Genomic DNA, 14,537 nt, shown 5'->3' with positions numbered 1-14,537 from the left:
GTCGGTGTGCATCGTCCATCCTGTTGAACGTAGCTTCCGGGATGGGGCCGCTGTTCGCACAATCCCGTATTCGCTACTTCCCTGAAACAGAAGTGAAGCCTTGCCTGCAGCGCTCATAGCGCTCGACGAGGGACAATTTCACGCAAGTGGCGATGACGAGGAGACGTTTCATGGCTGGAAGCGGCAAAGCAACGGGCGCTGTCCTGATCGGCCTGGCGCACGCCCATGCCGAAGCGCCACCGGTCGACGTGATCATCGTCGGAGGTGGGTCCGCCGGAGCGGTGCTTGCGACGCGCCTCAGCGCCGATCCTCATCGCACCATACTGTTGCTGGAAGCGGGGCCTGATTTCGCGCCGAGCGCCTATCCGCAGAGCCTGACCGATGCCGGCACTGTGGGGACTCCGGATTTCGATTGGCACTATCACAGCGACGACACGACAAAGCTCGGCCATGACATTCCATTGCCGCGGGGCAGGGTCGTCGGTGGCAGTTCCGCCGTCAATGGTACGGTCGCCATGCGGGCACGGCCGTCCGACTTCGCACGCTGGGCGGCGCGCGGGATCGAAGGTTGGTCCTGGAACGATGTGTCGGCCGCTTACAAGGCTTTGGAAAACACCCCGACCGGCGACGATACCCTGCATGGTCGATCCGGCCCCTTTCCGGTCCGGCAGCGAACCCTCGAGGAACTGACCGCGTCCTCTCGCGGCTTCGTTCACGCCGCGTGGGCCTTGGGTCTGGCTGACGTTTCGGATTTTAACAGCGCGGCTGCGGACGGGGCAGGGGCCTATCCGCTCAACGTCGTCGACGAGAGGAGGATGAATACCGGCATCGTCTATCTCACCGAGGAGGTTCGCGCCCGCCCGAACCTCACCATCCGCGGCGAGACAGAAGTGGATCACGTTGTCTTCAGCGGCAATCGGGCCACCGGCGTCCGGCTGGTGACGGGAGAGGTTTTGACCGGCGGCGAGATCATCCTGTCGGGCGGGGCGTTCGGAAGCCCGGCCATGCTGCTGCGCTCCGGCATCGGGCCTGCCGGCGATCTCCGCGCGCTGGAGATCCCTGTTCTGGCGGATCTGCCGGTCGGATCCCGTCTCCAGGACCATCCGTTCTTTTACAACGTCTACGCACTGAAAGCCTCCGACAGGGCCATGAGCCCCGCAGCCGGTGCGCTTGTCTGGACGGGCTCATCGTCCGCAACCGGCGGCGATCTCGACCTCCAGGTATCCGCGACCCACTTCATCGACCCGAAGGCGAGCCCGACGGGCGGCGCGATCATTCTCGCGGCTGCGGTGACGCTGCCAAAGTCGGTCGGCAGCTTCCGCCTGGCCTCGCGAGACCCGCGCGTTGCGCCGCGCATCCACTACAATTTCTTCAACGACCCGAGCGATCTCGACAGGATGTTGGAGGCGGTCAAGCTGTCCCGCGAAATCGGCAGAACCGCGCCTTTCGCGGGCATGGTCGATCACGAGATGGCCCCGGGGGACGGCGTGCACAGCGACGCGGACCTGCGCGCCAATATCATCGCCAACATCGCGGCTTACCAGCATCCGACCTCGACGGTTCCGATGGGGACAGACACCGACGAGACCGCCGTTGTCGATGCCTTCGGGCGCGTGCGCGGCACCGAGAACCTCCGCGTCGTCGACGCCTCCATCCTGCCAGACATCCCATCGGTCCCGACCAACGTCACCACCATCATGGTCGCCGAGCGGATCGCCGCGCGCATCCTCGCCTGATCGATCGGACCGAACGGTCAAGCCGACGGTCTCGCCCATCATCGCCCACATACGAAGGAGCATTCTCATGACATCTCTTATAGGCAAGGTGGCGCTGATCACCGGTGCATCGCGCGGCATCGGCCGGGCGATCGGTGAACGGCTCGGCCGCGAGGGCGCAACGGTCGCGATCAATTATCGCAGCCGTCCGGAGGAAGCGGCGGAAGCGGTGCGGGCCGTCGAGGAGGCCGGCGGCGTGGCGCGTCCCTTTCAAGCCGATGTCGCCGATATGGCGGACATCCGCCGGCTGTTTGCCGAGGTCGATACGGCCTTCGGCGGCCTCGACATCGTGGTCGCCAATGCCGGGCTGCCGTTCATCGGCGTGCCGGTCGTCGACGTGAAGGAAGAGGATTTTGACCGAATTTTTGGTCTCAATGCCAAGGGCTCGTTCTTCGTGCTCCAGGAGGCGGCCAAGTGGGTGCGGGACGGCGGAAGGATTATCGACATCTCGACCTCGACCACCGCGTTCACGGCACAGGGCATGGGCCTGCACGCGGCCTCGAAGGCCGGATCGAAGCTGATCGTCGAGGTTCTGGCGATAGAGCTGGGTCACCGCGGGATTACCGTAAACTCGGTCATGCCCGGCGCAACCAACACCGAGTTCATCAAGGATGCGCCGCAGGAAGAGCGTGACCGGATTGCGGCCGGGTCGCCACTCGGACGCCTTGGCGAACCCGACGAGATCGCCGATGTCGTCGCCTTCCTAGCTTCCGACCAGGCACGCTGGCTGACGGGGCAGCACGTTCTGGCCAACGGTGGAGCACGGGTATGAGCAAGAGCTATGTCGCCGTCTATACCGCGACCCTTGCCGCAAGCCCGGAACGGATCTGGTCCGTCGTTCGCGATTTCGCAGCGCTCGCCTCGTGGAACCCGATTGCCCATGAAAGCCGTCTGCTCGCCGACGGAGAACGGGAGCTGGTCACGACCGACGGGACGACCGTCCGCGAGCTGCTGATATCCAGTGATGACGGGGCGCGTCATCTCACCTACCAGATGGTGACGTTTCCGATCCCAGTCAGCGAGCAGACGAACCAGATCCAGGTTCGTCCCGGCGTGAGCGCCGATGAAGCCAGCATCCGCTTCGAGGCGTCGTTCGTCCCGGTGAATGGCGTCGATTCGGAGGTGGTGATGGGGATCAACCTCTCGGCGTTTGCGGCGGCATCTAGAGGGCTGGCCGATTATCTCGGGGTTGCGCTTGTCAGGGCGTCTCTCTAATGCTGGTCGTGGTCTCCTTGGAATTGGCCCATCAAAAACGGCCTTTGGCGGTCTTTGCGCCGATCTCGTAAAGGGACTGAACCAGTGCTCGACCTCAATGATTTCCGTACCTTCGTCCAGGTCGTCGACAGCGGCGGCCTGACAGCTGCAAGCCGCAGCACGGGCGTTGCGAAGTCGACACTCAGCCATCGGCTGCAGCAGCTTGAAGCTGCCCTCGGCGTCCGGCTGATCAATCGAACGTCACGGGTGCAGACGCTGACCGAAGCGGGCACTCTCTTCTATCGCCACGCGCTTGTCATGCTTCAAAACGCCGACATCGCGGAGAACGCGGTGCGCCAGAGGCTGGAGGAGCCGACGGGGGTCATCAAGTTCACGACGGCAATCGCGACCTCGGTCTATGTCCTACGGCAGATCATACCGCAGTTCGCGATCGACCACCCGAAAATCCAGCTCGTCCAGCACACGGGCGACGAGCAGACGGACATCGTCGGCGGCGCTTTCGATCTCGCGATCCGGGCTCACGAGGGGCAGATGACCGATTCGGCACTGGTGCAGCGGACGCTCTCTCCGGCGCCCTGGTTCATTTTCGCAGCGCCGAGCTATATCGAGCGTCGTGGCGAACCGAAGACACCGGACGAGCTTTCAGAACATGACCTTCTGGCGATGCACCGTCCCGGGCAGGCAACGGTGTGGAAGCTCAGCCATCCCGTGATTGGCGACCGGGTGCTTTCCGTCCAGCCACGCATGGCGGGCAACGACCTGATCATGCTGAAACAGGCTGCGGCAGACGGCATCGGGATCGCGGCGCTTCCCGGTTACATCTGCCGGGAAGACGTGGCTGAGGGCAGATTGCAGAGGGTCATGCCGGAATGGCTGGCCGGCAAGGCGGAGATCACCGCCGTCCTGCCGTTCCGGGATTATGTGCTGCCATCGGTGCGTGCGTTTCTCGACTATCTCATCATCGAGCTGCCGAAAGTGGTCAATCCGGATTCTGATCCCGTTTGATCCGCCTTTTCGTCAGCATTCTCATTTGGAGCCTTTATGTTTGAACCTAAGCCGCTGCACTTCGTGACCCTTCTCGGAAGCCTGCGTCATAAATCCTACAATGCTGCAATCGCTCGCTCCCTGCCGTCTCTCGCCCCCGAGGGCGTGACCATCACGGCACTCGGCTCGGTCGGCACGTTCCCGCTCTACGACGAGGATGTGCAGGCGGCAGGGTTCCCCGCGGAGGTGACGGCGATGGGTGAGGCGATCCGTCTCGCCGACGGCGTAATCATCGTCACGCCCGAGTACAACTACTCGGTCCCGGGTGGCATCAAGAACGCGCTGGACTGGCTTTCACGGCTGCCGAACCAGCCGTTTGCCGGCAAGCCGGTGGCCATCCAGACGGCGTCAGCCGGCATGCTCGGCGGCGCCCGGGCTCAGTACCATCTCCGACAGATCCTCGTTTATCTGGATGCCGCCGTTCTCAACAAGCCGGAGGTCATGATCGGGCATGTCGCGGCCAAGGTGCACAGCGAAACGCTGGAATTGACCGATGCCGAAACCCGTCACTTCCTGGAAAAACAGGTTTCGGCCTTCGCGCACTTTGCGCAAAGGTACCGAGTCTCAGGCTGAACGCCGCCTGCAACGCGTGCGGATAACCGACGGACCAGGCGCCTTTTGGCTCAGTAGGTCGGAACCCGCATTTTCGTCGCCTTGTCCTCCGGCGGATACGGAAAGGCCGCCTCGGCAACCGTCGCTTTGAGAAACGACCTTTTGCTCAGGCCGAGAGGCGTGGCTTCACCTCGCGGCCGAGCATTTCGATCGACCGCAGCATCGCCGGCTGGTCGCTTGCCGCGGAGCTCATCTGGAACGTCAGCCGGTCGATGCCGCCGAGGTCCTCGGACGTCTGCCGGATCTTTGCCGCCACCGTATCGAAATCACCGACGAGGAACGCGCCGCCGGGCCGAACCAGGTTGTCGAACTGCGCGCGCGTCGACGGTGCCCAGCCACGCTCGAGGCCGATCTTGGTGAACATCGCCTGCCAGCCGGGGAAGAAGCGATCCTCCGCCTCGCGGTCCGTCTCGGCGACGAAGCCGAGCGCATGAATGCCGACGCGCAGTGCTTCGGGCGCGTGCCCGGCGCGTGCTCCGGCCTCCCGGTAGAGATTGACCAGCGATCGAAACCGCCGGAATTCCCCGCCGATAATCGCCACCATCAGCGGAAGACCAAGGATCCCGGCACGGGCGAAGGATTGCGGCGTGCCGCCAACCCCGAGCCATATGGGCATCTTTGGCTGGGCAGGACGTGGGTAGACACCCTGGCCGTCGAGTGGCGCCCGAAACCGGCCGGACCATGTCACATTGGTCTCGTCGCGCAGGGCAAGCAGCAGTTCCAGCTTTTCCTCCGACAGGGCATCGTAGTCGTTGAGGTCGAGACCGAACAGCGGATAGGCCTCGATCGAGGATCCCCGACCAACGACGATTTCAGCCCGTCCCCGCGAGATGAGGTCCAGCGTCGCGAACTCCTGGAAGACGCGGACGGGATCTGCGGCGCCAAGCACCGTTACCGCGCTAGTCAGCCGGATCGACTTCGTCCGCGCGGCGGCGGCGGCAAGGATGACGGCCGGTGCGCTGTCGAGATAGTCGCCGCGGTGGTGCTCCCCAATGCCGAACACGTCGAGGCCGGACGTATCGGCCATCTCGATCTCGTCGAGCAGGAAACCCATGCGGTCCATGGCGCTGACACCCTTGACGGTTGCCGCAAAACTGTCAATTCCAATTTCCAAAACCATAGTTCCTTCATTTGCAGTCGATCGCCGGTGATGCGCTCGTTTTAAGTCATGGGCTCCGGCATCAGAAGGGACACGAGCAGGACGCTAAGTCCAGCATGTTGGACAGAGGTAAACGCCGCAAGCGCCATGTCAGAGGGATTTTGCGGCTGTCGCCGATAGCTCTTCCAGATCGAGGTCCCGCTCCAGGTCATGCAGCGTTTCGTCACTGATCTGGTGGGCGCGATGAAGGCGCACGAGTTCGGCCCGGCCGGCCCTTACCGCCTCGAGGACGAGGTCGTAGTGGGCCGTGATCTCGTCTACGAAAGTGTCTTCATCGTCCGCGTTCTGGAATGCCTGGTCGGCGCGCCGCTGGAAGCCCTCGAGCAATCGCGGGTGGGCAAGCGTTCCGTCGTCGGTATAGGCCTGCGACCGGACGGCGACGAGCTGGGCTGCTGCGACCGCGGCTTCCGCCTGTGCAAGGCTCAATGCCGGGCGCACGCCCCGATCAGACAGGTTCGCCGCGCGGATAACCAGCCCAAGCGTCGTCCCCTGGAGAAGAACAGTGACGAGAATGGCGGCGAAAGCTGCGACCAGCATGAGGTCGCGACCTGGCATTGTTTCGGGGACGGTCAGGGCAACAGCGAGGGTGACCACGCCACGCATGCCCGCCCAACTCATCACCGTCGCGGCCCTCGGGCCAAGCGGGTCGTCGATGGGAAATCCGATCCGGTTGAGCAGCGCAAGAACGGCGTCACAGCCGAAGATCCAGACGAAACGCGCCAGCGTCATCGCGACGATCACGCCCACGACCGGAACCGCCATGGTGGCAAGGACAGTCTCGAATCCCCCGACGCGTTCCAGCACGCCACGCAGCGAAAGACCGATGAGGATGAAGATCATGGCCTCCATCAGGAACACCATGACGTGCCAGAAGGCGCCGGCGCGGATGCGAACGCTCGCGGTAAAGACGACGTGCTGGTACCAGCCGAAAACCAGGCCCGCAGTGACTGTGGAGATGACGCCCGAGACGTGGATCGCTTCGCCAGCCAGATAGGCGGCCCAGCCGAGGATCAGGGAGGCAAGGATCATCAGGGTCTCGTCGCCCAGCCGTCGGAGGAGGAAGGTCCAGGCCCCACCCACGACGGCGCCGACCATGACGCCGCCAATCGCCAGGAAGCCGAACTCGAGGCTCGCATCCACGGCATCAAAACTTCCCGTCAGGGCTGCCGCGACAGCGAAGCGGAAAAGCACCAAGCCGCTGGCGTCGTTCAGGAGGCTTTCACCCTCGAGAAGCGTTGTCAGCCTGCGGGGAAGCTTCACGCGCTGCAGAACCGCCCGTGCCGAGACGGCATCCGGTGGCGAAACAATGGCGCCAAGGGCGAAACAGGCGGCCCAGGGCAGCGCCGGGACCAGCCAGTGGACAACAAGTCCCACCACCAGGGTGGTGAAGACGACCGCGCCGATGGCCAGCGACAGAATGCCGGCGCTGTGGCGGCGGAAGGCGGCAAGCGCGGTATAATAGGCCCCGTCCATCAGGAGCGGCGGCAGGAAAAGCACGAGAACCAGCTCGGGATCCAGCTCGATCACCGGCAGTCCGGGAAGGAAGGCCAGGGCCCCGCCGCCGACGAGAAGGGCGACAGATGGCGGAAGCTTGGCGCGTTCGGCAAACCAGTGCAGGGCGAGGATCGCGAGAAGCAGGGTGAAAACCAGTTCGAACGTTTCGGCCGGATTCATCTCTCTCTCCCCAAGGTGCCAATCTCTCTGATGGCGGATACCTCCAGAGTATAGGGCCAGTCGCCCAAAATTTTTGGTGTGTAACAGATCAATGGATGTGCATTGCTGCTCCTGCACCCTTAGGTATTCGAACAGCTGCTTAAGGCAGTTACTCTGAGCATTTGCGACATAGCAAGAACGGCCGCCTGATCCCAACGCTGCTGATGAACCGATCATATGGTTCGTCGCGGGCATGCAGACCAAAAGATAGGATGGGTCGCGATAGCGGGCCACACCTGATCAAGTTCGCGCTGCCTCAGGCGGGTTGGATGCCGGCTGACGTCCTGATCGATGGGCCGTCAGCCTTGTTGCGTGCAGTCGAGGGATCAGCGGGCGATGAAGCCGCCGTTGATGAAGAGGGTCTGCGCGGTGACCCAACTGCCGCCCGGGCTGACCAGGAACTCGATCAGCGGCGTGATCTCGTCGATTTCGCCGAGCCGGTTCTGCGGGCTCATGCCGGAGAGGAAGGCCTTCGATTCCGCGCTTTCCACCGGGTAGAAGAAGGAGGTGTTGAGCGGGCCGGGTGCTACGGTGTTGACGGTGACGCCCCGGTGGCCGATCTCCTTGGCAAGCGCGCGCGTGAAGTGTTCGAGCGGCGCCTTGGAGCCCGCATAGATCGCGTATAGCCCGGTCGTTGCCGCCTGCAGCGTCGTGCCGATGTTGATGATACGGCCGTTGTCGGCGATCCTTTTTGCGGCTTCCTGCATGCAGAAGAACGCCGCCTTGCTGTTGATTGCGAAGCTCTGGTCGAAGTCGGCCTCGGTGATCTCGACAAATGGCTTCTTGACCACCTTGCCGACCGTGTTCACCACGATGTCGAGCTGGCCGAACGACTTGTCGACCGCGTCGAACAATCTCGCGACATCGGCGACCTGGGTCAGGTCGGCGCTGAACAGGAGGGGTTCGGCACCGTGATGCTTGATCTCGGCGGCAGTTTCTTCCGCTTCGCCGCGGGAGGCCTCGCCGTGATAGTGGACGGCCACGCCGCGGCAGCCGTTGCGCGCCAGCATGACGGCATAGGCCCGACCCTGGTTGCGCGTTGCACCCATCACCACTGCAACCTGGCCGTCGTTATTTTTGATCATGTCGCTGGTCGTCATTGTCTTTCTCCTTGTTGATGATCAAGGAATAGGCGACATGGAGGGGGTGCGGCTTTCAGGATACGCGCATCGTTGTTAGTAAATCCGCACGCTGGACGGGAAACAGCCATGTCAGATGCCATTCCGCCCGAAGCACCGCATGTCGCCACTGCCGACACGCCGGTGCCGAACTGGGGTCGGCTCGTCCGGTCCGATTTCGGGACGGCGGCGTGGAACCGGCGGAACGCAGGCGAGATCAGCCAGTCGATCCCCCATCATCTCGTGCTCTTGTCGTTCAAGCCCTTCAGCAACCGCGAGTCACGCCTTGGCGGGACGCGGATCCGCACCGCCTCGGCTGCGAGCGGATGCTGTGAAATCGTTCCGGCAGGCGCAGACTACTGGGCGCGCTGGCATGAGCCCAAGGAAGTGGCGGCATTCTCGCTGTCGCAGCCATGGCTTGACGGTCTCGCCCAGTCCGACCTCGACCTGCCGGCCGCAACCGTCGTCGCGGATGCCTTGCCGGTCGTCGACCGGCGTGTCGGGTTGATCGGTGGCATGCTGCGCGACGAACTGCGTTCAGGCACGCATGGCACGATGGCCGGCCTCGAGCTCGACTCGCTTCTCAACCTGCTTGGCATCCACCTCATCCGGCAGTACGGCGTAGCCCGGCCCCAGAAGGATCTGGGTGGGCTGTCTGATCGGCAGTTCCGACAGGTGCGCGATCACATGCAGGCGCATCTCACACTGGGTGTCAGGCTCGAGGACCTGGCCTCGCTGGTCGGGCTTTCGTCGAGCCAGCTGCTTCGCTCGTTCAGGCGTCGAACGGGCACGAGCCCGCACCAGTACTTCACCCGACTTCGCCTCGACGAGGCCCGTGCACTGATTGTCAACGGACCGCTGCCACTGGCAGAGATCGCGCTTACCTGCGGCTTCTCCAGCCAAAGCCACCTGACGGCCATCATGCGCCGGGAAGACGGCCTCACCCCCGGCGCGCTGCGGGTGTGATGAGGTCCGGATTATTGAGGTTTCCGACGGTCTCATGCTTTTCAATTCAGCCGGTGAACGGCCGAAGTTCGCGGCGCAGGTTCTAACGATCTCGGGCAAGCCAGCGGGACGATCGTGTTGGCGTGGGTGCCGGACGCGTACATGGCGCCAGTTCCTACCGGCGTTCGATCATCCAACGCAAAGAAGCACGACCAACCATCCTTACCGACAATGGCGGACCAGAGTTCTGCCAAGGTTGGCGGGAAACCGAAACCTTCGCACATTATCGATCCGAACAGCGGGGCCTGTTCGAACTGTACCATTCGCGTCTGGACCCGGCTGGCCCCCGGGATGGTGCCTGCGTTCGCGCTGCGTGTAAGCTTCGTCCAGCCGAGCCCATCTTCGAGAAGATGTTTCGATCGGACCTGGTCTCTTACCTCGTCAGACGCTGTGTCCAAATTCAGCTGCAGGTAGCGGTTCCTGACTTTCGGCGCAGCCAATCATACCCCGTTTCCAGATCCTCGACCAAGCTATCCCCAGAACACGATTAAGGCCGATCACAGGTGCATCCGGGAGCGAGATCGCACGGCCTCCGTTGATGGAAATGCAGTCGAAATGCTCCTCTTTGCGAAGGCGACTTGGTGCCACCCTATGCAGATCGAGGAACGCCATGGCTTCTATGGCGTCTTCCTGCGCTGGGAGCGAGGGATTTGGTGATGGACATTCCACGGCAGCTCCTTGCGGCCCGTTCAAGACCAAAGAGCAGGTGTGGCCTAAAATAAAGCCCGAGTTCGGTACCGGGATGAGCGTCTGGCCGACGACCAAGCAGCCGTTGGAAGAGGAGGTCGTCGGCGCTTCAGCGCGACCCTCGCGGGGGTCGCGGCGGCTGCATCTGTCTGCGTCACTTGACCTTCTCGACGGCTCTTCGGCGTGAAAGTCGGAAGGGATAGTCATTCAGATTGGGGCATCTCACAGCTCCTCCAACCGGAATGCATGATCGTCGGTGCCGGTCTTTCCGAGTGAGTGATCTAATCCTGGAACGCCCAGTCTGCCACCTGCCAACGCAACGCCCCGTTATCGGCGACGATACGGCCGAGTCCAGGGAAAGGCATGTGCGTCGCCGCAATCAGCGCGCCCTCAGACGCGGCACGCGGAAAGAAGCGATCACGCATTGCTTTGGCTGCGGCCTGATCCTGTTCGAACAGGAAGAAGACGTCAGTTGCGACCGGGTGCACGACCGGAAAAACCATGTCCGAAACCATGATCAGGCTTTCACCGCCGTCTTCGACCCGCACGCCTACGTGGCCGGGGGTATGACCCGTCAGATCGATAATCGTAATTCCCGGCATGATCTCCCGCTCCCCGTCGATTGCCTGGAGCCTCGGATAAAGCCGTACGACCTCTTCTGCCATCTTGAAGCTGGTCTGAAGGTAGTCGGGCGCCCCGGCACGCTTGGCAGGGTTGGTCCAGTGTGAGACGTCGCGACGGTCGATGTAGACCTCTGCCTCGGGGTAGTTGTTCTTGCCTCCTAAAACCAAGCCGCCCATGTGATCCTGATGCATATGCGTCACAATCACGGCGTCGATCTGGCTGCGTTGCAGGCCGAGCGTGACAAGGGCCTGTGGCAAACGACCGGTCTGCCCGATCGAACCTGCCGCACCGGCGTCTATCAGAATGCGGCGTTCGCCATCCTCCACGAGATACTGGTTAAAGAGGAAGCGGACCCCGCTCGGTCGCGCAGTGGATTGTGCGCTGGCCATCTTCTCCACCTCGGGCGCCGCGCGTCCTGGGAAGTAATCATACGGCATATCCGCATACCCGTCTGTCAGGGCAGTCACGGTAAACCGCCCTATGCGGATCTGAGCGGACGGGGTGACGGATAGAGGCGTCCTGCCAGCCGCTTGTGTTTCCGCGCTGGCGGGGGAGTTTGGCAGCAGGGTCCCACCCAGCAGGCTTCCCCCGATGAGGCCGATAGGCAGGGCGCTGGCAAAGGCACGACGCGAGAGTTGAGGCATGACATTCCTCCAGATTGGCCAAAGACGTTCGCAGCCTTCGGCTACGTCCGGCAGGGTGAATTTCTTCGCATGCAGTTCCCGAGGCCTTCGATGATGGTGCGCATCATCTGGCTGTCCGAGCTTTGGCTTCGTTGTCCCCGGTTAACGCTATGAGTAGGTTAGATCTGGCCCGGCCTCAATTTGGATCTTGGTCAGGCGAAACTAGACGAAAGCACTGCGAACCTAGACCTTCGTCTATCAATCTGGCCTAACGCTCCGCTAGAAAAAAGCTTAGCTTTCCAGTCTCCGACGAAGCGCACGAGCCGAGAGATGGACTTGCAAAAACAGGGGAATGCCGATGCGATTATCGACCTGATCCCGGCAATGGCATGGTCAGCAACGTCCGAAGGAATGCTCGATTTCGCAAATCAGCATTTCCTTGAGTTTATTGGGCTACCACTGGCAGCGATTGCAGGGGAGAACTTCTACCGTTTATTCCACCCCGACGACGTGGCGCGCCTCGCGTCGGAATGGCACGACATCATGGCGACAAAGAACGTCCGTGAAGTCGATGGACGGATCCGGCGGGCCGACGGGCGTTTTCGCAGATGCAGCCTCCGGCAAAAGCCAAATCTCGATATCGAGGGCAACGTCGTGAAATGGTACGGCGTCGTTCTCGATATAGAGGATCGCAAAAAGGCCGAGGATGAGCTCGAGCAGACAAAGTCGGCACTCGCGGCCAGCGAAGAGAACCTTAGGCTTATTATCGACTCGCTTCCTGTCCTCGTCTGGTCGGCGCGGCCCGACGGAAGTGCTGACTTCGTCAATCAGAGTTGGCTGGACTATGCCGGTCTGCCGGCCGATCAAATCCTCGAATGGGGGTTTTTGAACCTCTATCATCCCGATGACATCCCGGAGATGGTGGAGATCTGGAAACGGGACCTTGAGCATTCCGACTTTACGCAGTTAAAGGGCCGTATCCGCGGTGCCGATGGACGGTACCGCTGGTTCTATTTTTCCGGGCGTAAGCTTACGGATGCGAATGGCCTTGTACGCTGGTTTGGGGTCAACATCGACATCGAGAACCTGCAGTACGCGGAGAATGCTCTTCGAGAGAGCGAGGCCGCGCTGAGGGAGAGCGAACGCAAGCTCAACCTCATCATCAACACGATCCCTGCCATGGCTTGGTCCTGCACGCCGGACGGACAGCTTGAGTACTGGAACCAGAACCTGATCGATTTCGTCGGTCTGCCTTTCGAGCAGATTGTCGGGTACGGCTTTTACCGTATGTTCCATCCCGACGATGTCGACCGTATGCGCATGACCTGGGAGGACATCATCGCAACAAGGCAGGGGCGTCCAGTGGATGCCCGCATCAGACGCGCCGATGGCGAGTACAGGTGGTTCAACCTGCAACAGAATCCACTGCTCGACGCGGATGGAGATGTCGTGCGGTGGTATGGCGTCGTGGTGGATATCGAGGATCGCAAGCGGGCTGAAGAGTCCCTGCGTCAGAGCCAAAGTAACCTTGCACAGGTTACCCGAATGACCACCATTGGCGAACTAGCGGTATCAATAGCGCACGAGATCAATCAGCCGCTCTTTGCAATCGTTACCAACGCCGGGACCTGCCTGAGATGGCTTCAGGACGGGCTCGTGGATCTCAAGCAGGCTAGATTGGCCGCCGAGCGGGTCGTGCATGACGGTCACCGTGCCGGCGAGATCGTTGCCAGCATACGTGCCATGGCACAGAGGTCACCCGTGCGAATGGAGAGAACGGACTTCAAGAGGACCCTGCGCGATGTGCTTTTCCTTCTTCGGGAAGAGCTGCAGTCGCGGGGCCTGCAGGTGGTCGCGGATCTTCCTCCGGAACCTGTCGAAGTCTTCGGAGATCGGACCCAGCTACAGCAGGTTCTTCTGAACCTGATCATGAACAGCGCCGAGGCGACGCCCGATGCTGCGGAGGCACTGATCCGCATTGCGTGCACGCTGCGCGAAGGCGAGGTCGAGGTGAGCGTTTCGGATACCGGGGTGGGAATACCGGCGGAGCAACTCGATCGGGTATTCGAGGCGTTCTATACCACGAAGTCGGACGGAATAGGCATGGGGCTTTCCATCTGCCGCTCCATCGTGGAGGCCCACGGAGGGCGCATCCGGGCCACGGCCAACCTTCTTGGAGGAGCCTCGTTGAGCTTCACGCTTTCCAGGTATGAGGACACGACCGTTGATCGATGACAGAAAGAACAAGCGACCCACCGTCATCGTCATCGACGACGATCGGAGCGTCCGCGACGCACTCAAGGGACTGTTTGAGTCTGTGGGCCTCAGTGCTGAAACTCACGGCTCAGTGAGAGAGTTCATCGCGGCTGACGACCCCGAAAAGGCTGGCTGTATTGTCCTAGACATCCGTCTTCCTGGCCAGAGCGGGCTTGAGTTTCAAGAGGAACTGGCAAGGAGCAGTGTTCGCCGGTCCATCGTCCTGATCAGCGCCCATGTGGACGTGCCCATGGCGGTCCGAGCGATGAAAGCGGGTGCCATCGATGTTCTCAGCAAGCCGGTTCGGGAGCAGGACCTCCTGGAAGCAGTCAATCGCGCGATCGCGGAAGACGCAGCTCGTCGAGAGGAAAGCACAGCGAGAGCTGCCACTACGTCGAGATACCAGACACTGACGCCACGCGAGCGACAGATCATGACGTTGGTGATCGCCGGCAAGCTGAACAAGCAGATCGCAGCCGAACTGCAACTAGCGGAGCCGACGGTGAAGCTTCACAGAGGCCATATGATGCAGAAGATGAAGGCGACATCCGTCGCTCATCTCGTCAGGATTGCCGATAGACTTTGATGGCGACCAGTTTAATTTCGCTCCTGGGGTTTGGGTTGCTGTATCCCGGGCGGTAGCGGCGGGTTGCGGGCGAAGCCACCCTGGCTCTACAGTACCTCATCACCTGGCGGGTTGATGATC

Annotated in this window: 12 protein-coding genes; 8 read left to right on the top strand and 4 right to left on the bottom strand. The window is 62.0% G+C overall.

The genetic code is table 11. The features are described 5' to 3' along the window. Window positions 1–170: 170 nt before the first annotated feature. From ASG19_RS17405 to ASG19_RS17385, 5 genes are all read left to right on the top strand, one after another. Window positions 171–1,736 (top strand): GMC oxidoreductase, encoded by a 1,566-nt coding sequence (locus ASG19_RS17405; RefSeq protein WP_200933916.1) that lies wholly within the window; start codon window positions 171–173, stop codon window positions 1,734–1,736. Between the two features lie 67 nt (window positions 1,737–1,803). Beyond that, window positions 1,804–2,547, top strand: coding sequence for an SDR family oxidoreductase (locus tag ASG19_RS17400; protein WP_062460066.1), 744 nt, complete (start codon window positions 1,804–1,806; stop codon window positions 2,545–2,547). Continuing rightward, complete coding sequence (locus ASG19_RS17395; RefSeq protein WP_062460064.1) at window positions 2,544–2,990, top strand: SRPBCC family protein; 447 nt, start codon at window positions 2,544–2,546, stop codon at window positions 2,988–2,990. The genes ASG19_RS17400 and ASG19_RS17395 overlap by 4 nt, the downstream gene beginning before the upstream one ends. Before the next feature lie 84 nt (window positions 2,991–3,074). After that, window positions 3,075–3,995 carry a LysR substrate-binding domain-containing protein gene (locus ASG19_RS17390; RefSeq protein ID WP_062460062.1) on the top strand — a complete coding sequence of 307 codons (921 nt, stop codon included), beginning with the start codon at window positions 3,075–3,077 and terminating at the stop codon, window positions 3,993–3,995. 36 nt (window positions 3,996–4,031) lie between these two features. Then, window positions 4,032–4,607 (top strand): NADPH-dependent FMN reductase, encoded by a 576-nt coding sequence (locus ASG19_RS17385; RefSeq protein WP_062460060.1) that lies wholly within the window; start codon window positions 4,032–4,034, stop codon window positions 4,605–4,607. Window positions 4,608–4,752: 145 nt separating this feature from the next. Here ASG19_RS17385 and ASG19_RS17380 read toward each other — a convergent pair whose 3' ends face one another. From ASG19_RS17380 to ASG19_RS17370, 3 genes are all read right to left on the bottom strand, one after another. Beyond that, the gene (locus tag ASG19_RS17380; protein ID WP_062460531.1) at window positions 4,753–5,760 is read right to left on the bottom strand and encodes an Atu2307/SP_0267 family LLM class monooxygenase; all 1,008 of its coding nucleotides are present in this window, start codon (window positions 5,758–5,760) and stop codon (window positions 4,753–4,755) included. A 135-nt stretch (window positions 5,761–5,895) separates the two neighbouring features. After that, window positions 5,896–7,479 carry a Na+/H+ antiporter gene (locus tag ASG19_RS17375; RefSeq protein ID WP_062460057.1) on the bottom strand — a complete coding sequence of 528 codons (1,584 nt, stop codon included), beginning with the start codon at window positions 7,477–7,479 and terminating at the stop codon, window positions 5,896–5,898. Window positions 7,480–7,844: 365 nt separating this feature from the next. Next, window positions 7,845–8,618: an SDR family oxidoreductase gene (locus ASG19_RS17370; protein WP_197978113.1), complete on the bottom strand. Its 774-nt coding sequence runs from the start codon at window positions 8,616–8,618 to the stop codon at window positions 7,845–7,847. Window positions 8,619–8,726: 108 nt separating this feature from the next. Here ASG19_RS17370 and ASG19_RS17365 point away from each other — a divergent pair, with 108 nt between their 5' ends. Then, window positions 8,727–9,602 carry an AraC family transcriptional regulator gene (locus ASG19_RS17365; RefSeq protein WP_062460056.1) on the top strand — a complete coding sequence of 292 codons (876 nt, stop codon included), beginning with the start codon at window positions 8,727–8,729 and terminating at the stop codon, window positions 9,600–9,602. Window positions 9,603–10,609: 1,007 nt separating this feature from the next. On the opposite strand, the gene ASG19_RS17355 is transcribed toward ASG19_RS17365, so the two are convergent. Next, complete coding sequence (locus tag ASG19_RS17355) at window positions 10,610–11,596, bottom strand: MBL fold metallo-hydrolase (protein ID WP_062460052.1); 987 nt, start codon at window positions 11,594–11,596, stop codon at window positions 10,610–10,612. A 309-nt stretch (window positions 11,597–11,905) separates the two neighbouring features. On the opposite strand from ASG19_RS17355, the gene ASG19_RS17350 reads away from it, so the two are divergent. Both ASG19_RS17350 and ASG19_RS17345 read left to right on the top strand, forming a co-directional pair. Further along, on the top strand, window positions 11,906–13,810 hold the full coding sequence (locus tag ASG19_RS17350; protein WP_156466540.1) for a PAS domain-containing sensor histidine kinase: 1,905 nt from the start codon (window positions 11,906–11,908) through the stop codon (window positions 13,808–13,810). After that, entirely contained in the window at window positions 13,800–14,417 is a 618-nt protein-coding gene (locus ASG19_RS17345) for a response regulator (RefSeq protein ID WP_062460050.1), read from the top strand. The genes ASG19_RS17350 and ASG19_RS17345 overlap by 11 nt, the downstream gene beginning before the upstream one ends. The last annotated feature ends 120 nt before the right edge of the window (window positions 14,418–14,537 follow it).

Origin of the sequence: Rhizobium sp. Leaf306, from assembly GCF_001423425.1 — a bacterium.
Classification (GTDB): Bacteria; Pseudomonadota; Alphaproteobacteria; order Rhizobiales; family Rhizobiaceae; genus Neorhizobium; species Neorhizobium soli.
The sequence above is the reverse complement of the archived record's forward strand: the minus strand, read 5'-3'. Positions and strand labels throughout refer to the sequence as shown.